At 64.5% G+C, this 20,227-nt stretch carries 17 protein-coding genes and 1 pseudogene; 8 read left to right on the forward strand and 10 right to left on the reverse strand.

Annotated elements, in window-relative coordinates; translation table 11 throughout:
- Positions 1 to 5 precede the first annotated feature (5 nt).
- Entirely contained in the window at positions 6 to 1,550 is a 1,545-nt protein-coding gene (locus AB5K84_RS32365; protein WP_011085735.1) for an acyl-CoA synthetase, read from the reverse strand.
- Between the two features lie 138 nt (positions 1,551 to 1,688).
- The gene (locus tag AB5K84_RS32370; RefSeq protein WP_011085734.1) at positions 1,689 to 2,498 is read right to left on the reverse strand and encodes a crotonase/enoyl-CoA hydratase family protein; all 810 of its coding nucleotides are present in this window, start codon (positions 2,496 to 2,498) and stop codon (positions 1,689 to 1,691) included.
- Positions 2,499 to 2,603: 105 nt separating this feature from the next.
- Between AB5K84_RS32370 and AB5K84_RS32375 the strand changes: the two genes are divergently transcribed.
- Both AB5K84_RS32375 and AB5K84_RS32380 read left to right on the forward strand, forming a co-directional pair.
- A complete protein-coding gene (locus AB5K84_RS32375; protein ID WP_011085733.1) occupies positions 2,604 to 3,476 on the forward strand; it encodes an SDR family oxidoreductase in 873 nt (290 codons plus the stop codon).
- A gap of 223 nt (positions 3,477 to 3,699) precedes the next feature.
- Positions 3,700 to 5,277, forward strand: a complete 1,578-nt coding sequence (locus AB5K84_RS32380; protein ID WP_011085732.1) for a fatty acid--CoA ligase — start codon at positions 3,700 to 3,702, stop codon at positions 5,275 to 5,277.
- A 117-nt stretch (positions 5,278 to 5,394) separates the two neighbouring features.
- Here AB5K84_RS32380 and AB5K84_RS32385 read toward each other — a convergent pair whose 3' ends face one another.
- Positions 5,395 to 6,669 carry an acyl-CoA dehydrogenase family protein gene (locus AB5K84_RS32385; protein WP_038965763.1) on the reverse strand — a complete coding sequence of 425 codons (1,275 nt, stop codon included), beginning with the start codon at positions 6,667 to 6,669 and terminating at the stop codon, positions 5,395 to 5,397.
- A 210-nt stretch (positions 6,670 to 6,879) separates the two neighbouring features.
- Here AB5K84_RS32385 and AB5K84_RS32390 point away from each other — a divergent pair, with 210 nt between their 5' ends.
- Positions 6,880 to 7,659 carry an enoyl-CoA hydratase-related protein gene (locus AB5K84_RS32390; protein ID WP_063921431.1) on the forward strand — a complete coding sequence of 260 codons (780 nt, stop codon included), beginning with the start codon at positions 6,880 to 6,882 and terminating at the stop codon, positions 7,657 to 7,659.
- 249 nt (positions 7,660 to 7,908) lie between these two features.
- Here AB5K84_RS32390 and AB5K84_RS32395 read toward each other — a convergent pair whose 3' ends face one another.
- From AB5K84_RS32395 to AB5K84_RS32405, 3 genes are read right to left on the reverse strand one after another with little or no spacing between them, the layout of a single operon-like run.
- Entirely contained in the window at positions 7,909 to 8,286 is a 378-nt protein-coding gene (locus tag AB5K84_RS32395) for a DUF6285 domain-containing protein (RefSeq protein WP_011085729.1), read from the reverse strand.
- 3 nt (positions 8,287 to 8,289) lie between these two features.
- A complete protein-coding gene (locus AB5K84_RS32400; protein ID WP_011085728.1) occupies positions 8,290 to 9,276 on the reverse strand; it encodes a phosphotransferase family protein in 987 nt (328 codons plus the stop codon).
- The gene (locus AB5K84_RS32405) at positions 9,273 to 10,061 is read right to left on the reverse strand and encodes an enoyl-CoA hydratase/isomerase (protein WP_011085727.1); all 789 of its coding nucleotides are present in this window, start codon (positions 10,059 to 10,061) and stop codon (positions 9,273 to 9,275) included. The genes AB5K84_RS32400 and AB5K84_RS32405 overlap by 4 nt, the downstream gene beginning before the upstream one ends.
- Before the next feature lie 179 nt (positions 10,062 to 10,240).
- On the opposite strand from AB5K84_RS32405, the gene AB5K84_RS32410 reads away from it, so the two are divergent.
- The 3 genes from AB5K84_RS32410 to AB5K84_RS32420 all read left to right on the forward strand — a co-directional run bounded on the left by AB5K84_RS32410 (position 10,241) and on the right by AB5K84_RS32420 (position 13,095).
- Positions 10,241 to 11,020 (forward strand): SDR family NAD(P)-dependent oxidoreductase, encoded by a 780-nt coding sequence (locus AB5K84_RS32410; RefSeq protein ID WP_038965770.1) that lies wholly within the window; start codon positions 10,241 to 10,243, stop codon positions 11,018 to 11,020.
- 131 nt (positions 11,021 to 11,151) lie between these two features.
- Positions 11,152 to 11,532: a VOC family protein gene (locus AB5K84_RS32415; RefSeq protein WP_028172377.1), complete on the forward strand. Its 381-nt coding sequence runs from the start codon at positions 11,152 to 11,154 to the stop codon at positions 11,530 to 11,532.
- 285 nt (positions 11,533 to 11,817) lie between these two features.
- Positions 11,818 to 13,095, forward strand: coding sequence for an acyl-CoA dehydrogenase family protein (locus AB5K84_RS32420; protein ID WP_028172378.1), 1,278 nt, complete (start codon positions 11,818 to 11,820; stop codon positions 13,093 to 13,095).
- A gap of 175 nt (positions 13,096 to 13,270) precedes the next feature.
- Here the strand turns inward: AB5K84_RS32420 and yghU are convergent, their stop codons facing one another.
- Both yghU and AB5K84_RS32430 read right to left on the reverse strand, forming a co-directional pair.
- Positions 13,271 to 14,146 carry a glutathione-dependent disulfide-bond oxidoreductase gene (yghU, locus tag AB5K84_RS32425; RefSeq protein ID WP_011085723.1) on the reverse strand — a complete coding sequence of 292 codons (876 nt, stop codon included), beginning with the start codon at positions 14,144 to 14,146 and terminating at the stop codon, positions 13,271 to 13,273.
- 113 nt (positions 14,147 to 14,259) lie between these two features.
- Positions 14,260 to 15,918, reverse strand: coding sequence for a flavin-containing monooxygenase (locus AB5K84_RS32430; protein WP_011085722.1), 1,659 nt, complete (start codon positions 15,916 to 15,918; stop codon positions 14,260 to 14,262).
- 268 nt (positions 15,919 to 16,186) lie between these two features.
- Between AB5K84_RS32430 and AB5K84_RS32435 the strand changes: the two genes are divergently transcribed.
- Positions 16,187 to 17,320, forward strand: a complete 1,134-nt coding sequence (locus AB5K84_RS32435; protein ID WP_011085721.1) for a nitronate monooxygenase — start codon at positions 16,187 to 16,189, stop codon at positions 17,318 to 17,320.
- Positions 17,321 to 17,436: 116 nt separating this feature from the next.
- Positions 17,437 to 18,954, forward strand: a complete 1,518-nt coding sequence (locus AB5K84_RS32440; protein WP_011085720.1) for an acetyl-CoA acetyltransferase — start codon at positions 17,437 to 17,439, stop codon at positions 18,952 to 18,954.
- 149 nt (positions 18,955 to 19,103) lie between these two features.
- Here AB5K84_RS32440 and AB5K84_RS32445 read toward each other — a convergent pair.
- A pseudogene (locus AB5K84_RS32445) lies at positions 19,104 to 19,430 on the reverse strand (efflux RND transporter periplasmic adaptor subunit); the annotation flags it as partial.
- Between the two features lie 9 nt (positions 19,431 to 19,439).
- Positions 19,440 to 20,200 (reverse strand): IS5-like element ISBj2 family transposase gene (locus AB5K84_RS32450; RefSeq protein WP_110115815.1). Its coding sequence is split into 2 segments (ribosomal slippage): positions 19,440 to 19,861 and positions 19,861 to 20,200, totalling 762 coding nucleotides; the frame shifts between segments, so codons are not numbered across the junction.
- Between the last annotated feature and the right edge of the window lie 27 nt (positions 20,201 to 20,227).

Here is a 20,227-nt window from a genome sequence, read left to right on the forward strand (position 1 = left end):
AGTTGTCAGATCTTTCGCCCCGCCTGCTCCCAATAGGGATCGCGCAGGCGGCGCTTGAATATCTTGCCGGAGTCTTCGCGCGGCAGCCCGCTGCGGATCTCGATGTGCTTGGGCACCTTGTAGTCGGCGAGCGAGGTCTTCAGCCGCGCGCGGACATCGGCGGCATCGAGCGTGATGCCGGCTTGCGGCTCGACCACCGCCATCAATGCCTCGCCGAATTCGGCGTCGGGGATACCGAACACCGCGCAATCATGCACGCCGGGCACGGCGTGCAGCACGGACTCGATCTCGGCCGGATAGATGTTGACGCCGCCCGAGATCACCATGTCGCGCTTGCGATCGCAGATGAAGACGTAGCCGTCTTCGTCGATGTAGCCGACGTCGCCGGAGGTGATGAAGCCGTCGCGGTCGATCTCGGCGCGCTTCTCCGGCTTGTTGTGATAGGTGAAGTCGGCCATCTCCGCCATGCGGGAATAGATCTCGCCGATCTCGCCCACGCCGAGCACGCGGCCGTCCTCACCGAGGAAGCGCAGCTCGGCGCCGGGAGAAATCTTGCCGACGGTGCCGGGCTTTTTGAGCGCATCTTCGGAGGTCGCAAACGTGACGGCGCTGGATTCGGTCGAGCCGTAGAATTCGTAGATCACCGGCCCCCACCAGTCGATCATGGCGCGCTTGACGTCGGCCGGGCAAGGCGCTGCCGCGTGGATGATATGGCGCAGCGAGGAAACGTCGTACTTCCTGCGCACCGCCTCGGGCAGCTTCATCAGTCGGATGAACATGGTCGGCACCATGAAGACGGTGTCGATCCTGTAGCGTTCGATCAGCTCCAAAAACTCTTCCGCCTCGAAGCGCGGCATCAGCACCAGCGCGCCGCCGAGTTTTCCCGCGCGGATGCCGAACGAGTTCGGCGCGGAATGATAGAGCGGGCCCGGCAGGATCGCGCGGGCGCCGGGCTTCAGACCATAGATCATCGCGCGCATGCGCTCGCCGGCGGCCTGCTGCTCCGGCGTCGGCGCATTGCGCCGCACGCCCTTGGGATGGCCGGTCGTGCCTGACGTATAGATCATGCTCATCGGCTGCGGCACGATTGGACCGTCATAAGGCTGATGCTGCGCGAGCCAGGATTCGAAATCGATCGCGAAGGCCGGCGTTGCCAGATGATCCGGATCGATCTTGTAGTTGGACAGGATCTCGGGCGGCGTCGGCACGCTGAGCACGGCGACGCCCGATGGAATCGCATCGCGCAGCGCGTGCAGCATGTCGGCATGCCCGATCAGCACGGACGTGCCGGTGTCGTTGAGGATGTAGTTGATCTCTTCCGGCTTGAAGTGCCAGTTGATCGGCACGCCATAGGCACCCAGCCGCATCGCGGCGTAGGCGGCCTCCAGGAAGGCGATGTCGTTGCGCATCAGCATGCAGACGCAATCGCCCGGGCGGACGCCGATCTTGCTGAGGCCGTTCGCGATGCGGTCGGCGCGATTGGCGACCTCGGCGTGGGAACGGCGGCGGTCGCCGGAGACGATGCCGAGGAATTGGGACGTTTCGCTCATTGTTGTTTTTCTTTGTTGTGGTTAGTGGCCGTCATTCCGGGGCGATGCGCAGCATCGAACCCGGAATCTCGAGGTTCCCCGGTGCGCAATTGCGCACCTGAGGTCTGGTCCTTCGGACCATCCCGGAACGACAGAGAACTAATCCGCAAACTTCGGCGCGCGCTTTTCCAGATTGGCACGGACCGCCTCGGTCTGGTTCGCACTACCGATCAGCTTCTGCTGCTCGACGGACTCGGCCAGCAGCGCCGGGCCCGGATCGACCGAGAGATTGTTGAGCAGGCGCTTGGCGGCGCGGATCGCATCGGGGCTCTTGCCGGCGATCTCGCGCGCCACTTCCAGCGCGACCGCCCGCGGATCGTCGCAGATCCGCGTGGCAAGGCCGTAAGCCATCGCCTCCTGCGCGGAGAAGATGCGCCCCGTATAGGTGAGATCGCGCAGGATGTCGTCGCGCACGAGACTGGCCAGGATCGGCGTGCCCGCCATATCAGGCACGAGGCCCCATTTGATCTCCATCACCGACATCCGCGCATCGGGGGAGAGGAAGCGCATGTCGGCACCGAGCGAGAGCTGGAAGCCGCCACCGAAGGCAACGCCATGCACGGCCGCGATTACGGGAACAGCAAGCTGGCGCCATCCCCATACCGCCTGTTGCGGAAAGTTCGCCTGGCCATGCGTGCGCTTGGTGAGATCGCGATTTTCGCCACCCGGAATTCCGTTGCCGCCCTTTTCCTTCATGGCGGCAAAACGCCCCATGTCGAGACCGGCGCAGAAAGCGCGGCCCTCGCCGGAGAGCACGACGACGCGCACGCCTTTTTCCTTCGAAAGCCGTTCGGTGGCGGCAACCAGCGCCTCGAACATGGCCTGATCGAGCGCGTTCATCTTGTCCGCGCGCACCAGGCGCACGTCGGCGACGCCTTCCGAGATCGAGATCGAGACGCGCTCTTCCATGGATGAATTCTCCCCTGTTCTTGTTCAGTGCCGCTTTACAGGAAGCCGGCGGCCGGATTTAGTCAATCGATCAATTAACCGACAATCCCTACGGGGGAAACACCCATGTTCAAGGAAAATCTTCTGGCCGGCCGGCGCATCCTCGTGACCGGCGGCGGCACCGGGCTCGGCAAGTCGATGGCGGCGCGCTTCCTCCAGCTTGGAGCCGAAGTGCACATCTGCGGCCGACGCAAGATCGTGTGCGACGAGACCGCGACCGAATTGATGGATCTTCATGGCGGACGCGTCACCAGCCACGGCGTCGACATCCGCAACGCGCTCGCGGTCGAGGAGATGATCGAAAACATCTTTCGCGAAGCGCCCCTCACCGATCTCATCAACAACGCCGCCGGCAATTTCATCTCGCGCACCGAAGAGCTGTCGCCGCGCGGCTTCGACGCCGTCGCCAACATCGTCATGCACGGCACGTTCTACGTGACGCATGCGGTCGGCAAGCGCTGGATCGCCTTGAAGCAGCCGGGCAACGTCGTCTCGATCACCACGACCTGGGTGCGCAACGGCTCGCCCTATGTGGTTCCGTCGGCGATGAGCAAGTCGGCGATCCACGCCATGACGATGTCGCTTGCGACCGAATGGGGCCGATACGGCATCCGCCTCAACACGATCGCGCCCGGCGAGATCCCGACCGAAGGCATGAGCAAGCGCATCAAGCCGGGCGACGAGGCCGGCGCGCGCACCAAGGCGATGAACCCGATGGGCCGCGTCGGTACCATGGAGGAGTTGCAGAACGTCGCCGTGTTCCTGATCTCCGGCGGCTGCGACTGGATCTCCGGCGAGACCATCGCCATGGACGGCGCCCAGGCGCTCGCGATGGGCGGCAATTTCTACCAGCTCCGCGACTGGAGCGACGACGACTGGAAGACCGCGCGCGAGAGCATCATGGCCCAGAACGAGAAGGACCGGGCGAAGCGGGGGTAGTCGCTCTCTCCGTAGTCGTCCTGGCGAAAGCCAGGACCCACTACCACCGAATGTCGTTTGGCGAAGATTGGTCATGACCGGTCTTCGCCAAATTGCGTTTTACGGCTATGGGTCCTGGCTTTCGCCAGGACGACATCGTTGAGAGAGCCCCTCCTCCATCTTGTCATCACCCGCGGATGACGCCACACTCCGCGGCATAAGAACAAGACGTCACGAGAGGAACATGTCCACACAGCCATTGGCGAATCTCGCCGACATGGTGCGCGAGCGCGCGACGAGTCGCGGCAATGCCACCGCCTACGAGTTCGAGGGCCGCGTCACCAGCTTCGCCGCGTTCGACATCAAGACCAATAGGGTCGCCAACGCGCTGATCTCGATGGGCGTGAAGAAGGGCGAGCGCATCGCCTATCTCGGCAAGAACAGCGACCTCTATTTCGAGCTGCTGATGGGCGCGATGAAGGCTGACGTGGTGATGGCGCCGGTGAACTGGCGGCTCGCGGGGCCCGAGGTCGCCTTCATCGTCGCGGATTGCAGGGCGCCGGTGCTGTTCGTCGGGCCCGAGTTCATCACACTGGTCCGTCAGATCAGGGATCAGATTCCGGGCGTGCGCACGATCATCACGACCGAGGGCGGCGCCCCTGAATGGCAGGATTTTACGGCCTGGCGCGATGCGCAGAGCGGCGACGATCCGAAGGTACCGATCGATACGAAAGACATCGCGATCCAGCTCTACACCTCCGGCACCACGGGCAAGCCGAAGGGCGCGATGCTGAGCCACGCGAACTTCCTCAACCTGGTGCAAACAGGCAATGCCGCGGACAAGCCGGAGTGGAACCGGTGGTCCACTGACGACGTCTCGCTGGTCGCGATGCCGATCTTCCACATTGGCGGCTCGGGCTGGGGCGTGATGGGTCTCTATCACGGCGCCCGCGGCGTGATCGCACGCGAGTTCGATCCGACCAAGGTGCTGGATTTCTTCGAGCAGTCGGGCATCACGAAGCTCTTCATGGTGCCGGCAGCGATGCAGTTCGTGGTGCGGCAGCCGCGCGCGAAGACAGTCGATTTCTCCAGGCTGAAATACATGCTGTACGGCGCCTCGCCGATTCCGGCAGCGCTGCTGAAGGAGTGCATCGAGGTCTTCAAATGCGGCTTCGTGCAGATGTACGGCATGACCGAGACGACAGGCACCATCGTCGCGCTGCCGCCGGAGGATCACGTCGAGGGGCTGGAGCGGATGCGCTCGGCCGGCAAGGCGCTCCCCGGTGTCGAGATCGCCATTCTGGATGCGGACGGCAAGCCGCTGCCGCCGCGCCAGGTTGGCGAGATCGCGACGCGCTCGGGCTCCAACATGGCGGGCTACTGGAATTTGCCGGAGGCGACCGCGTCGACGCTGCGCGGCGACGGCTGGCTGCGTACCGGCGATGCCGGCTACATGGACGAGGACGGCTACCTCTATATCCACGACCGCATCAAGGACATGATCATCTCCGGCGGCGAGAACGTCTATCCGGCCGAGGTCGAGAGCGCGCTGTGCGATCATCCAGATGTCGCCGAGGCCGCCGTGATCGGCGTGCCCGACGATAAATGGGGCGAAGCGGTGAAGGCCGTGGTGGTGATGAAGCCCGGCAAGCAGGCGACCGCCACCGACATCATCAACTTCACCCGCGAGCGCATCGCCGGGTTCAAGACGCCGAAGAGCGTGGAGTTTCTGCCGACGCTGCCGAGGAATCCGTCAGGCAAGATTTTGCGACGGCAATTGAGGGAGCCGTATTGGGCCGGGAAGGATCGGCGGGTGAATTGATCGCGCGATGCCGTAGGGTGGGCAAAGGCGCAACGCGCCGTGCCCACGGTCTCGTTTCGTATTCGAGGGATCGTGCGTACGCTTCGCTTCGCCCACCCTACGACAGCCGTGCAAGCCTCAATGCTTCCCCGGTCCCATATATCCGAACAGGAACCCCGCCACCTTGCGCATCTGGATCTCCTCGCTGCCTTCCGTGATCCGGTAACGGCGATGGTGCCGATAGATATGCTCGAACGGCTTGTGGCGTGAATAGCCCATCCCGCCGTGGACCTGCATGGCGCGGTCGGCGGATTCGCAGCAGAGGCGGTTTGCCCAGTAGTTGCACATCGAGACGCGGTCGGAGAGCGTGCGCTCGATCTGCTCCTCGGTGAGCTTATCCATCTCCCAGGCGGTCTTGCGGATCAGAAGGCGCAGCATCTCGGCTTGCGTCGCGAGCTCGACCAGCGGGAACTGGATCGCCTGGTTCTCGGCGAGCGCCTTGCCGAATGGTTTTCGCTCGCGCGCATATTTGACGCTTTCATTGATGCAATAGCCGGCGGCGCCCAGCGAGCTCGCCGCCTGACGGATGCGGTTCTGGTGCACGAAGCACTGCGCCAGCGACAGGCCGCGGCCGACCTCGCCGAACAGCGCATCCTCGGGCACGAACACGTCGGTGAAGCTGACGCGGGGATGATCGGTCGGCATGTTGAAGGTCCACATGTACTCCTCGACCTTGACGCCGTGGCTCTTGGCCGGCACCAGGAAGCAGGTGATGCCGCGCGCATCGCCGTCATTGCCCGAGGTGCGTGCGAACAGCGCGCAATGCGTGGCGACGTGCATGCCCGTCGTCCACATCTTCTCGCCGTTGATGATCCAGCCCTTGACGTTGTCGCGGGTCGCCGGCACCGCACGTGTCTCCATGTGCGTGGCATCCGAGCCGTGATGCGGCTCGGTGAGGCCAAAGGTGATGCGGTACTTGCCCTTGATCGAGCCGTCGATCATCGCCTTCTGGTCGTCGCGACCGTAGCGGTCGAGCATGGTGACGACAGGGAAATTGCCGACGATGGAATGCTCGTTCTGAAGGTCGTTGTGCAGGCCAAGGCCCTTGGCGGCAAAATGCTCGCGGATCACCGCCATCCAGAGGTTGGAGCCGTCCTTGCCGCCATACTGCTTCGGCACCGGGAAGCGCAGGTGCCCGGCGGCGTCCGCGAGATCCTTGGCCTTGCGCAGCAGCGCCTCCCATTCGTGCCGCGGCAGGCCGCCGTTCTCGAAATCGGTGCGCGCCCATTCGCGGCGATGATCAAAGAAGCGGATGTTGTCGTCGGCCGCTTCCAGCGGCTTGATCTCGCGTTCGATGAAACGGTCGAGCTCTCCGAGATAGGCGACGAGATCTGTTGGCAATGAGAAATCCACGGCTCTCTCCCGGATGATTTTTTCGTTTTGCGTTAAGGCGCTAAGCACGCTTTTGCTTCGCACGATTAAGGTGAGAAGAGCGCGCGCAAGTCAAGCAAGCCGAGGCGTGCCGGCTGCGCAAGGCGCATTGCGCAATTCGATGGTGCCCCGGCGCTTGTGCACGCTAGTATGACGGCAATATTCCTTCAGGAGAAAAAGCGGGAGCGAGCGATGGAGCTAAAATTTTCCAAGGTGGAACGCAAGGGACCGATCACGATCGTCACGCTGTCGCGGCCCGAGGTCTACAATGCGCTGCATACCGACGCGCATTTCGAGCTCCAGAAGGTGTTCGACGATTTCTCGGCCGATGCCGAGCAATGGGTCGCGATCGTCACGGGCGCCGGCGACAAGGCGTTCTGCGCCGGCAACGACCTGAAGTGGCAGGCGGCCGGCGGCAAACGCGGCTGGGACAAGGGCGGTTTTGCCGGCCTCACCTCGCGCTTCGACTGCGACAAGCCGATCATTGCCGCCGTCAACGGCGTTGCGATGGGCGGCGGCTTCGAGATCGCGCTGGCCTGCGACCTGATCATCGCCGCGGAGAACGCGACCTTCGCCTTGCCCGAGCCGCGCGTGGGCCTTGCCGCCCTCGCCGGCGGCCTGCACCGGCTGCCGCGCCAGATCGGCCTGAAGCGCGCCATGGGCATGATCCTCACCGCGCGCCATGTCAGCGCCAAGGAGGGTCACGAGCTCGGCTTCGTCAACGAGGTGGTGCCGCAGGGCGAGGCGCTGACGGCGGCGCTACGCTGGGCGGAGATGATCACCAAGAACTCACCGATGTCGATCCGGGCTTCAAAGCAGGCGATCCAGAAGGGGCTTGGCGTCTCGCTGGAGCAGGCGATCGAGGAGCAGCGCGAATATCCGGCGGTGAAGGCGATGGTGGCCTCGCAGGACTACATCGAGGGCCCGAAGGCGTTTTCGGAGAAGCGGCCGCCGAAATGGGTGGGGAAGTAATCCCTCCTGTCATTCCGGGGCGCGCCGTCAGGCGCGAGCCCGGAATCCATCGGGCCACGGCGACCGCGGATAAATGGATTCCGGGCTCGTCGCTTCGCGACGCCCCGGAATGACGAGGAGAGTGTGGCGCACCACTGCATCAACGCCGTCATTGCGAGCGCAGCGAAGCAATCCAGACTGCCTCCGCGGGGACACTCTGGATTGCTTCCTCGCAGGGGCTCCTCGCAATGACGGAGAATGTAGCGCCGCCTACCCGCCACGCCCCAGCTCGCGCTTGTACGACGCATAATTCGGCTGATCCACCGCAAGCTTGTCCATCGTGGTCGCCCACAGATGCTCGGCGAGGCCCGGCGTTGCGATATCCACCTCGCCCCTGGCGATACGCTCGGCCAGCACGCGGTTGAGGTCCGTCACCGAGCCGTCAATGCCGAGCAGTGCACGCAGCCGCTCCACCTCTTTCGCATCGCTCCCCTCCTCCTGCGTCAGCTGCCGCGTGACGAGGTCGAGGATGTTGATGGCGACGCGCAGCTTGAACGCCTGGTGGCCGGAGATCAGCGGTGCGATGTCGCTGCGGAGGAAATCGGCGACTGACTTGGTCAGCTCGACCGGTGTCGGTTCGTCCTGCATGTGTCAACTCCCGCGCGGCGCCAAGAGCCGCAACAGATCGATCTCGGTCTCGGAGGCGCGACGCCCGATCATGGCGCGCTCCATGGAATGGTCCGGTCCTTCGCGAAACCGCTGCATCATGCCGCCGCACATGATGCCCCAGCGCAGCGTGCCCATCACTTCCCAGAATTTTACGCGCGCGGGATCGACTTTTCGGCCTGCCGCTTCGTAACCCGCGAACAATTCCTCGCGAGTGCCAAAACCGCCGACGGGCTTGTCGATCTCGCCGAACCGCCAAGAGTTAACGCAGACCCAGCCAAGATCCTCCATGGGATCGCCGAGATGGGCAAGCTCCCAGTCGAGCACGGCGCGGACGCCGTCGGGGCCGATGATGAGATTGCCGTTGCGGAAATCGCCATGCACCAGCGTCTCCTCGGCCGAGGGGCCGGGATCGTGGTCGCGCAGCCAGCGCAGCACCAGCTCGAACACGGGCTTGGGCCAGTTCAGGCTGCGATAGTCGCGCTCGAATTCGCCGATCTCCTGGGTCGCGCCGCGACTGCGCAGCTCCGGCAGCTTGTCCAAAGGCAGCCTGTGCAGGCCCGCGAGAACGCCGCCGATTTGCCGCGCGAGAAGCGGCCGCGCGGCCGCATACTCTTCATCGCGAAGAATCTTGCGCGCGATGGTCTCGCCCTCGACCCGCTGCATGATGAAGCCGGTGCCGAGATCGTCCTCGGCCGTCAAGACATGCATCACGCGCGGCGACGGCACGCCGGCTTCATAGGCGAGCTGCATCAATTGCGCTTCAGCGCCGAGCCCCGCCGCGCGCGTCGGAGCCGCGCCATAACCCTTCGGCGAGCGGCGCAGGATCGCACCGATCGGCCCGTCGGGATGCACGATGTCGAAGCGCCAGGTTTCCTGGCTGGCACCGCCGGACAGCTTGGCCGCGCCGGTGACGCCGGTCGCCCCCTCGCACCAGCGCGTGACGCTGCGGGAGAGTTGCGCTTCGATCATTTGCCCTTGAACTGCGCGGGGCGCTTCTCCAGGAACGCGCCGACGCCCTCGCGAAAATCCTGGGTGTCGCCGGCGCGGAGCTGGCACTGGAATTCGAGGTTGAGCTGATCCTCGAAGGAATTTTCCGGGCTGTCCCAATAGAGCTTGCGGATCAGCGACAACGCCACCGTCGGGCCGCTGGCAAGCTCGCGCGCCAGCTTCATCGCCTCCTCCATCAGCACGCCGTCATCGTAGACGCGATTGACGAGGCCCCATTCCAGCGCCTTCTCGGCCGGGAGCCGCTCGCCCATCAGCGACAGCTCGATCGAGCGGGCCCGACCAATGAGCCGCGGCAGCAGCCAGGTCGACCCGCAATCCGGCACGAGGCCGATGCGGCGGAACGCCTGCAGGAAGTAGGACGAGCGCGCACACAGGATCATGTCGCCAAGCAGCGCGAAGCTCATGCCGGCACCCGCCGCCGGCCCATTGACCGCGGTGACGATCGGGCAGTGCAGATTGCGGATGCGGCGCAGGAACGGGTGAAAGCCGGTCTCCAGCGTCAGGCCGGCCTTGGTCTTCTTCGACTGGTTGTTGCGGCCCTGAAGATTAGCGCCGGTACAGAACGCCCGCCCCGCGCCGGTCAACACGACGCAGCGCACCTCGTCTTTCTTCTCTTCGATCGCATCGAGCGCCTCGGCAAGGCCACCCAGCATGTCCACGGAGACCGCGTTCATCACCTCCTGATGGTCGAGCTTGAGGATCGCGACCGAACCATCGAAGTCGAGCGTGACGTGTTTGAACTGCATGGTTTCCTCGTCAGTTGCGGCCTGCGTCAGTTTCGCAGACCGGAATTACTTTTGCCGGGGCGCATATTTGATTTTTGGCGCGGTCTTGTCCATGGTGATCGGAGCATAGCAAGCAATCTTGCGCGCAGCGGCTGATGCGCGTCATGCCAGAAAGTCTTGCCAAAAACGGGAAACGCGCCATGAACCTTTTCGACCTCTCCGGCCGTGTCGCCGTGATCACCGGCGGCAATGGCGGCATCGGGCTCGGCATCGCGCAGGCACTGGCCGGCCAGGGCTGCAACGTTTCGATCTGGGGCCGCAATCCTGACAAGAACAGAAGCGCTGCCGCGAGCCTGGCGGGACTCGCCGGCAAGGTGGATACCCGCGTCTGCGACGTCACCGATCCGGCATCGGTCAATGCCGCGATGAAGGCCACGCTCGACACCTTCGGCCGGGTCGACGGCTGCTTCGCCAATGCCGGCATCGGCGGCGGCGGCCGGCGCTCCTTCATCGAGCGCACCGAAGAGGAATGGCGCACGATGTTTACGACCAATCTCGACGGCGTGTTCCACGCGTTCCAGGCGGCCGCCAGACACATGACCGACCGCGCCAATGCCGGCGATCCCTTCGGCCGGCTGGTCGCGACCTCGAGCCTCGCCTCGATCTTCGGCACCGCGCGCAACGAGCACTATGCCGCGACCAAGGCTGCCATCAACGCGCTGGTGCGCGCGCTCGGCGTCGAGCTGGCACGCCACGGCGTCACTGCGAATGCGATCCTGCCCGGCTGGATCAAGAGCGACATGACCGCCGGCCTCATGGCCAACGACAAGTTCGTCGCCAATGTGATGCCGCGCATTCCGCAGCGTCGCTTCGGCGAGGCCAGCGATTTCGGCGGCATCGCGGTGTATCTGATGAGCAGGGCGTCGTCGTATCATACGGCCGATACGTTCGTGATCGACGGCGGCTATACCGCGTTTTGACATCTCGTAGGGTGGGCAAAGGCGCTCTTGCGCCGTGCCCACCAGAAATACTTTCGAAGGCCGTGGTGGGCACGCTGCGCTTTGCCCACCCTACGGCTTCTCGTTTTGTGAGCGCAGAGGGGACAGGGCGAATGTTTTCACACATCATGATCGGCACCAACGACCTCGACAAGGCGAAGGCTTTCTACGACCAGCTGCTCAGCACGCTCGAGGTGCGGCCTGCACGGGTCGACGGCCATCGCATCTTCTACATCACCAAGACCGGCGTGTTCTCGGTGACGAAGCCGATCAACGGCGAGCCCGCGACCTGCGCGAACGGCGGCACCATCGGCTTTGCCGCCAACTCGCCTGAGCAGGTCGACAGGTGGCACGCGGCTGGCGTCGCCGCCGGCGGAACGCCGATCGAGAATCCGCCCGGCATCCGCGAGGGCGCGGGGAACAAGCTTTATCTCGCCTACTTGCGCGATCTCGACGGCAACAAGATCTGCGCGATGCACCGGATGCCGAACTGATTGCCCAGGACGCTGTCATTCCCCGCGAAGGCGGGGAATCCAGTACGCCGCGGCTTCTCCGTGAGTCGCTGACGTCACGGAGTACTGGATCGCCCGGTCAAGCCGGGCGATGACAACCGTGAGTGCGGCCCGCGCCTGCCACCCACTCCGTTCAAACAACATTTCAAACGCCCTCGCGATATTCCATCGCGTGGCATGGCTCGCGCGAAAAATGCGCGCTCGCACTTTGGCCACGCTGCGACTATTCTCGCGTTCAGCACGAACTCAGCGCCCCCGGGAGGAACAATGACAAAACACACCTACATTCCCCGCACCACCAACTACACGCTCAATCCGGGCGACGAGCTCAACGACCTCCGCATGTCGGACCAGGTTCGCCCGCTCTACGATCACGTCAGGAAGTTCATCCGCGACACCGTCGAGCCGATGTCGATCGAGTTCGCCAAGGCTGGCGAGAGCAAGGAAGACCGCTGGAGTTTTACGCCGAAGCAGCTCGAAGTACTCGAGGTCGCCAAGAACAAGGCCAAGAAGGAAGGCCTCTGGAACTTCTTCCTGCCCGATGACGAGACCGGCCAGGGCCTGAAGAATCTCGACTATGCCTATATCGCCTCCGAGCTCGGCAAGAGCCCGCTGGCCTCCGAGACGATGAACTGCTCGGCGCCCGACACCGGCAACATGGAGGTGCTGGAGCGCGTCGGCACCAAGGAGCAGAAGGAGAAGTGGCTGAAGCCGCTGCTCAACGGCGAGATCCGCTCGGCCTATGTCATGACCGAGCCGAACGTCGCCTCCTCCGACGCCAAGAACATCTCGACGACGGCCAAGCTCGTCGGCGACGAATGGGTCATCAACGGCGAGAAGTATTACATCTCCGGCCTAGGGGATCCCCGCTGCAAGATCCTCATCGTGATGGTGAAGACCAATCCGGATGCGGCGCCGAGCAAGCAGCAGTCGCAGATCCTGGTGCCGCGCGACACGCCCGGCGTCGAGGTGCTCGGACCCATGTACGTGTTCGGCCAGGACCACGCCCCGCGCGGCCACATGCACATGCGCTTCAACAATGTGCGCGTGCCGAAGGAGAACATGCTGCTCGGCGAAGGCCGCGGCTTCGAGATCTCGCAGCTCCGCCTCGGCCCGGGGCGCATCCATCACTGCATGCGCACCATCGGCAAGGCCGAGAAGGCGCTCGATCTGATGGTGCAGCGCGGCCTGACCCGCGAAGCCTTCGGCAAGAAGATCGCCCATCTCGGCGGCAACATGCAGATCATCGCGCAGGCGCGCTGCGAGATCGAGGCGATGCGGCTGATGGTGTTGAAGGCGGCGAAGGCCATGGACGTGCTCGGTAACAAGGAAGCCCGCGTCTGGGTCTCCATGGTGAAGGCCATGGTGCCAGAGCGCGCCTGCAAGATCATCGACCAGGCCATCCAGATGCACGGCGCCACCGGCATCTCGCACTGGACCCCGCTCGCCGAGATGTACCAGGACGTGCGCCACCTGCGCTTTGCCGACGGTCCGGACGAGGTGCACTGGATGGTCGTCGGCCGGCACGAGCTGAGCATGGCCTGAACTCTATCCGTCCCTCTCTCCGTACTTGCGGGGAGAGTCCCGTAGGGTGGGCAAAGGCGCGCTCTTCGCGCGCCGTGCCCACCATCTCGGCTCTTCGCATGACGTGGTGGGCACGCTCCGCTTTGCCCACCCTACGAAGCTCCCCGCACGCGGGGAGAGGCGAAGACAGCGACACCTACGTCGCCGGCGCGAGCTTGTCCTGCGTCTTGGTTTCGAAATCGGATGCGTCGTGGCGCTCGTGGAGCTGGCTGGCGGGGTCGCCGGAGACGCGGTTGACCATGCGGCCGCGCTTCACGGCCGGACGCTTGGCGATCTCGTCGGTCCAGCGCTGCACGTTCTTATAGTCCTGCACCGAGAGGAATTCGCCGGCGCCGTACACCAGCCCCTTGGCGAGCGCGCCATACCAGGGCCACACCGCGATGTCGGCGATGGTGTACTCGCTGCCCGCGAGATATTCGTTGTCGGCGAGGCGCCGGTCGAGCACGTCGAGCTGGCGCTTGGTTTCCATCGCAAAACGGTCGATGGCGTATTCGATCTTGGTCGGCGCGTAGGCGTAGAAATGGCCGAAGCCGCCGCCGAGGTACGGCGCGCTGCCCATCTGCCAGAACAGCCAGGACATCGCTTCGGTGCGGGTCTTGATGTCCTTCGGCAGGAAGGCGCCGAACTTCTCGGCGAGATAGAACAGGATCGAGCCGGACTCGAACACCCTGACCGGCTCGGGGCCGGAGCGGTCCATCAGCGCCGGGATTTTCGAGTTCGGATTGATGTCGACGAAGCCGCTGCCGAACTGGTCGCCGTTGCCGATCCTGATCAGCCAGGCGTCGTATTCGGCCCCCTTGTGGCCGAGCGCCAGAAGCTCCTCCAGCATCACCGTGACCTTCACCCCGTTCGGGGTCGCCAGCGAATAGAGCTGGAGCGGATGGCGGCCGACCGGCAGCTCCTTGTCGTGGGTGGGGCCGGCGATCGGGCGGTTGATGCTGGCGAACTGCCCGCCATTCTCCTTGTTCCAGGTCCAGACTTTGGGCGGCACGTAGGCGGGGACGTCAGTCATGCGGGGCTCCGGCGGAAAGATGCGCCTGCATTAATTAGCCCGCGAGCGGCCGATGACAAGCCCTGCCGGCTCTGCGTCCGGCGCGGGCCTCACGCCGGTGTCATGCATCCGGCCTAACCCGTCACCACCCTGCGCGGCTGCTCCGCCCGTGTCATCACGAACCCCTCATACCCCTTCCCCGCGACCTCGTCGCAGATCCGCCGGTAGACCCCGACGCCGCCGATATAGGGCATGAAGATGCGCGGCTTGCCTGGGATGTTGGCGCCCATGTACCAGGAATTGGCCTGCGGATAGAGCGTGCCATGGGCAACTTCGTTGACGTGCGCGACCCACTTGTCCTCCGCCCCTCCGTCCGCCTCCATCGTGGCGAGGCCTTGCTTGCGCATGTGGAGGAGGCAGTCGGCGATCCAGTCGACATGCTGCTCGATCGACACGATCATGTTCGATAGCACCGACGGGCTGCCGGGCCCGGTGATGATGAAGAGATTGGGAAAGCCTGCGCTCATCAGGCCGAGATAGGTCTTGGGGCCCTCGGCCCATTTCTGGTTCGGCGTCCGCCCGCCGCGACCGCGAATGCCGATCCGGGCGACCGATCCGGTCATGGCGTCGAAGCCGGTCGCCATCACCAGCGCATCGACCTCGTGATCTGCCCCCGCGACACGGACAGCGTTCGCGGTGATCTCCTCGATCGGATTGGTCTTGATGTCGACCAATGAGACATTCGGCCGGTTGAAGGTCGCGAAGTAATCCGTATCGATGCAGATGCGCTTGGTGCCGATCGGATGGCTGTTCGGCTGGAGCAATTTCGCAGTGCTGGCGTCCTTGACGATCTCGGTGATCTTGCCGCGCACGTAGTCGGCGGCGGTGTCATTCGCGGCCAGATCCAGGCCGAGATTGTTGTAGGCGTACATGAAGGTGAGCCCGCCGCGATCCCAACGCGCCCCGTATCTGGCGTGCCTGTCATCCTCGCTGTCGTCGAGAGCGCCGCGATCGGGCTGCTCGGCATAGATGCCGTTGCGCGCGACCTCGCGGGCGAAGCGACGGATCTCCGAATAGTTGTTGCGGAACGCATCGCGTTCCTCATCGGTCAGCGTGGCGTTGCGGGCGGGAATCGAGAAATTCGCGGTGCGCTGGAAGACGGTGAGATGCTTTGCCTGCTCGGCAATGATGGGCGCCGACTGGATGCCGGATGAACCGGTGCCGATGAGGCCAACGCGCAGGCCCGTGAAGTCCACGGGCTCGTGCGGCCAGTTGCCGGTGTGGTAGACGGGACCTTTGAAGTTTTCGAGACCCTTGATGTCGGGCTTGCGCGCGTTCGACAGGCAGCCGGTGGCGAGCACGACGAACTTCGCTTCGACCGTCTTTCCGCCGGAAATCGTCACCGACCAGCCATTAGTCTGTTCATCGAAGACAGCGCGCTCGACGCGCGTGTCGAACTGGATGTCGCGGCGCAGATCGAAACGATCCGCGACATGGTTGGCGTATTTCAGGATCTCTGCCTGCGGCGCGTAGCGTTCGGTCCAGTCCCATTCCTGCTGGAGCTCCTCCGAGAACGAGTAGGAATATTGCATGCTCTCGACATCGCAGCGCGCGCCCGGATAACGATTCCAGTACCAGGTGCCGCCGACCCCGCCGCCCTGCTCGTAGACTCGCGCCGAGAAGCCAAGCCTGCGCAGCCGATGCAACATGTACATGCCGGCAAAGCCGGCGCCGACGATGACCACGTCATAGGCTTCACTGGCCTCGGCCGGACTCGATTGCGCTGGCGACATCGGTTGGCGCTCCCTCGTTGTTGTCTGTTGTTGTTCGCCAGCATTCTCTCACGTCGGCCAAAGCGCAAGAGGCTCATTCACGGCCGCCGCTCCGCTTATTTTGCGCGACGGAATGGCTCCTCGTGTGGCGTGGCGCCTATACGCAAGATGCGCGGCGAAATCCGGCTTGGCATCGCCGGCGACGATGGGTTAGCGTCGCACGGCCTTCGCCAAGGACAACAAGAACGCAAAGCAATAACAGCAACGCGACGGCCGCCGGGAGAGAGCCATGAAATCGCCGATCTGCGACATGCTGGGCATCGAGTTCCCGCTGCTCGCCTTCAGCCATTGCCGCGACGTCGTCGCCGCCGTCAGCCGCGCCGGCGGCTTCGGCGTGTTAGGTGCCACCGTGCACACGCCTGATACGCTCGAACGCGAGCTGAAATGGATCGACGACCACGTCGACGGCAAGCCCTACGGCATCGACGTGCTGATCCCCGAGAACATCTCGACGGCGGGCGAGAAGGACGTCACCTGGAAGAGCCTGGAAGCGCGCGTGCCGCAAGAGCATCGCAACTACACGCGCGACCTCCTGAAGAAGTACGACATCGAGCTGACGACCACTGAAATGGCCGACAACCAGCCGCAGCCGTTCGACGGAAAGACGGCGCTTCAACTGCTCGAGGTCTCGTTCAATCATCCGATCAGGCTGATCGCGAACGCACTCGGCGTGCCGCCGAAAGCGATGATCGAGATGGGCAAGAAGCACGGCGTGCCGGTCGCAGCTCTCGTCGGCGCCAAGGAGCACGCGCTGCGCCAGGTCGCGGCCGGCGTCGATATCCTCGTGGTCCAGGGCACCGAGGCCGGCGGCCATTGCGGCGAGGTGTCGACCATGGTGCTGGTGCCGGAGGTGATCAAGGCAATCAAGAAGATCCGCGACGTGCCGGTGCTGGCGGCCGGCGGCATCATGACGGGACGGCAGATGGCGGCCTGCATGGCGATGGGCGCGGCCGGCGCCTGGACCGGCTCGGTGTGGCTCGCGACCGTGGAAGCCGAGACGACGGAAATCTTCCGCGAAAAGATGATCGCCGCGTCCTCGCGTGACGCGGTGCGCTCGAAGGGACGTACCGGAAAGCCCGCCCGGCAGCTCCGCTCGGTGTGGACCGATGCCTGGGACCGCGCGCCGGAGAGCCCCGGTGCGCTGCCGATGCCGCTGCAAAGCATCATCAGCCGCGACGCCTTCAATTCGATCGACCGCGCGGCGGCGGCTGGCAACGCCAGGGCGCGCGATCTCGTCAGCTACTTCGTCGGCCAGGGCGTCGGCCTGATCGACAGCGTGAAGTCGGCGGGCGCGGTGGTGCAGGAGTTCAAGGAAGAGTTTGCCGAGGCCGTCGAGCACATGAATGAGCTGGTGGCGGAGTAGCACCCACATCGTCATTGCGAGCGTAGCGAAACAATCCAGACTGCCGCCGCGGAAAGATTCTGGATTGCTTCGCTTCGCTCGCAATGACGAAGCAACTGATATCGTGAATTGAGGCCATGACCGACAATACCAACATCCCCGAAGACCGCATCCCCGTCATCGTCGGCATCGGCGAGATCGTCGACCGCCCCAAGGAGATCACCGAGGGCCTCGAGCCGTTCGATCTGCTCGAACAGGCGCTGCGGCGCGCCGAAGCGGATGCCGGGGCAAAGCTGCTCGGCGAGGTGCAGTCGCTCGACGTCGTCAACTTCCTGAGCTGGCGCTACCGCGACCCGGAGAAGCTGCTGGCGCAGCGACTCGGGATCACGCCTTCGCATTGCCATTACGGCCCGGTCGGCGGCGAGAGCCCGATCCGCTACATCCACGAGGCCGCAAAGCGCATCGCGCGCGGCGAATGCAGCGTTGCCGCGGTCTGCGGTGCGGAGGCGCAGTCGACCGCGACCAAGGCCGAGCGCGCAGGCGCAAAGCTGCCTTGGACGCCGTTCGCGCATGATGTCGAGGAGCCGAAGCGCGGCGCAGCGTTTCAGAAACCGCTGGCCGTGAAGCTTGGCGTGTTCCGGCCCGTCACGGTCTATCCGTTCTACGAGGCGGCCTCCTCCGCTCATTGGGGCCAGACGCCGCGCGAAGCGATGGCAGAATCGGGCACACTGTGGTCGCGCTATTCCGAGGCCGCCGCACAAAATCCAAACGCCTGGCTGAAGCGACGCTATGCGCCGGACGAGATCACGACGCCGACCGCGGACAACCGTCTCATCGCCTGGCCTTACCACAAGCTCATGGTCGCCAACCCCAGCGTCAACATGGGTGGCGCGCTGCTGCTCACCAGCCTTGCCAGGGCGCGCGCGGCGGGTATCGCCGAGGACAGACTGGTCTATCCGCTCGGCGGCGCCTCGGCGGAGGAGCCGCGCGACTATCTCCTGCGCGACCAGTTCTACGAGAGCCATCCGCAGAATGCGGTGCTGAAAGCCGCGGTGGACCTCGCCGGCGGCGACGGCACGGCATTCGAAGCGATCGAGCTCTATAGCTGCTTCCCCTGCGTGCCCAAGATGGCGCGGCGGACGCTGGGCCTTTCCGCCGACGTGCAGCCGACCGTGACCGGCGGCCTCACCTTCTTCGGCGCGCCGCTCAACACCTACATGACGCATGCGGCCTGCGCGATGGTGCGGCGCCTGCGCGATGGCGCCAGGCTCGGCCTGCTCTACGGCCAGGGCGGCTTCGTCACCAAGCATCATGCGCTGGTGGTTTCGAAGGCGCCGCCGCGCGCGGCGCTGGCGCAGGAGACGAGCGTGCAAGAAGAGGCCGACCGCAACAAGCGCGCGGTGCCGAATTTCGTCGCGGAAGCCTCGGGCAAGGGCAAGGTCGAGAGCTTTACGGTGCTCTACGGCCGCGGCGGGGATGTCGAGCACGGTGTGGTGATGCTGCGCACGGAAGATGACCGCCGCACGCTGGCACGGATTCCGGCGGGTGATACCGCGACGCTGGCGCATCTCCTCAACATGGATCGCACGCCGGTCGGCTCGCTTGGCGAGATCGCGATGGCCGGCGATGGCGTACCGGAGTGGCGGGTATCCTGATCTCCCTCTCCCCGTTCTTACGGGGAGAGGGTCGGGGTGAGGGGCTGCGTCCGCAAACACCGTGAGAGTTAGACTCGCGGAGAGTCCCTCTCACCCGAATTGCTTCGCAATTCGACCTCTCCCCGCAAGCGGGGCGAGGTGAAGAAAAGCTAGCCCTTCGGCGCCTGCTTTTCCGACGCGGTGGCCGGCTTGCCCTTGGCGCCGGCGCCGACGACGCGGACCTGATCGCCATCGGACAGGCCGTCCGGCGGGGCGGTGATGACGCGATCGTCCGGAGAGATGCCTGATGCGAGCTCGATTTCCTTGCCAAGATCGCGCGCGATCGTCACGGCCTTGAACAGCACCTTGTCGTCCGCACCGACGGTCGCGACACGCAGGCCGCTGCCGTTGAAGATCAGCGCGCTGGCGGGAATGCTGAGCGGCGCGGAGTCGCGCTGGAGGCTCAACTTCACGCTGGCATAGCCGCCGGGCATTAGGGTCCAGACTCAATTGAGCCAATATGCGACGAGAGCGGCGAGATGAACAGCGGCCAAAAAATTACGGGCGAGCTTGTCATATCGCGTGGCGATGCGCCGGAAGTCCTTGAGCCTGCAAAAGCAGCGTTCGATGACATTTCGTCCTTTGTAGGCGCGTTTGTTGAAGCGATGGATGACGACACGGTTAGATTTATTGGGGATTACGGGCTTGGCGCCGCGACGAATGATTGCGCCGCGAAGCTTGTCGCCATCATACCCTTTGTCGGCGAGGAGCACGCTCATGGGTGGCGCGAGCGCCAGGACATCGGGAGCCGCAGCGATATCGGCATCCTGGCCTGGAGTCAGATGCAGGACGACCGGCCGGCAGAGCGGATCGCTCAGCGCATGGATTTTTGTCGTGCGGCCTCCGCGCGAGCGGCCGATTGCTTGATTGTGCTCCCCCCTTTTCCGCCGGAGGCACACCGGTGAGCTTTAATCGAGGTCGAGTCGAGCGACAGTACGACGCCGTCTTCGCCAGGCTTGGCCAGCGCTTCGAAGATTGCGCACCATCGTCCTCGCTTGGCCCAGCGATTGAAGCGATTGTAGATCGTCGTGTAAGGGCCGTATTCACGTGGACAATCACGCCATCGTGCACCCGATTGCAGCATGTGAATGATGCCGCTGACGATGCGTCGGTCGTCGTCCCGATCCGGCCCCGTCAGTCCCCTCGGCAGATGCGGTTCGATACGCGCCCATTGCCTGTCGTTCAGCCAAAACAAACCAGCGCGCATTCTCTCGCCCCCGAATCAACACGTAGG

It is taken from the genome of Bradyrhizobium sp. 1200_D9_N1_1, from assembly GCF_052075915.1.
GTDB lineage: Bacteria > Pseudomonadota > Alphaproteobacteria > Rhizobiales > Xanthobacteraceae > Bradyrhizobium > Bradyrhizobium diazoefficiens.

Coding starts and splice junctions, on each gene's coding strand:
- AB5K84_RS32390 (WP_063921431.1), top strand. CDS start 6,880: ATGGAGCTAAAATTTTCCAAGGTGGAACGCAAGGGACCGATCACGATC.
- AB5K84_RS32410 (WP_038965770.1), top strand. CDS start 10,241: ATGAACCTTTTCGACCTCTCCGGCCGTGTCGCCGTGATCACCGGCGGC.
- yghU (WP_011085723.1), bottom strand. CDS start 14,146: ATGACTGACGTCCCCGCCTACGTGCCGCCCAAAGTCTGGACCTGGAAC.
- AB5K84_RS32375 (WP_011085733.1), top strand. CDS start 2,604: ATGTTCAAGGAAAATCTTCTGGCCGGCCGGCGCATCCTCGTGACCGGC.
- AB5K84_RS32395 (WP_011085729.1), bottom strand. CDS start 8,286: ATGCAGGACGAACCGACACCGGTCGAGCTGACCAAGTCAGTCGCCGAT.
- AB5K84_RS32435 (WP_011085721.1), top strand. CDS start 16,187: ATGAAATCGCCGATCTGCGACATGCTGGGCATCGAGTTCCCGCTGCTC.
- AB5K84_RS32370 (WP_011085734.1), bottom strand. CDS start 2,498: ATGGAAGAGCGCGTCTCGATCTCGATCTCGGAAGGCGTCGCCGACGTG.
- AB5K84_RS32430 (WP_011085722.1), bottom strand. CDS start 15,918: ATGTCGCCAGCGCAATCGAGTCCGGCCGAGGCCAGTGAAGCCTATGAC.
- AB5K84_RS32405 (WP_011085727.1), bottom strand. CDS start 10,061: ATGCAGTTCAAACACGTCACGCTCGACTTCGATGGTTCGGTCGCGATC.
- AB5K84_RS32415 (WP_028172377.1), top strand. CDS start 11,152: ATGTTTTCACACATCATGATCGGCACCAACGACCTCGACAAGGCGAAG.
- AB5K84_RS32440 (WP_011085720.1), top strand. CDS start 17,437: ATGACCGACAATACCAACATCCCCGAAGACCGCATCCCCGTCATCGTC.
- AB5K84_RS32420 (WP_028172378.1), top strand. CDS start 11,818: ATGACAAAACACACCTACATTCCCCGCACCACCAACTACACGCTCAAT.
- AB5K84_RS32365 (WP_011085735.1), bottom strand. CDS start 1,550: ATGAGCGAAACGTCCCAATTCCTCGGCATCGTCTCCGGCGACCGCCGC.
- AB5K84_RS32380 (WP_011085732.1), top strand. CDS start 3,700: ATGTCCACACAGCCATTGGCGAATCTCGCCGACATGGTGCGCGAGCGC.
- AB5K84_RS32400 (WP_011085728.1), bottom strand. CDS start 9,276: ATGATCGAAGCGCAACTCTCCCGCAGCGTCACGCGCTGGTGCGAGGGG.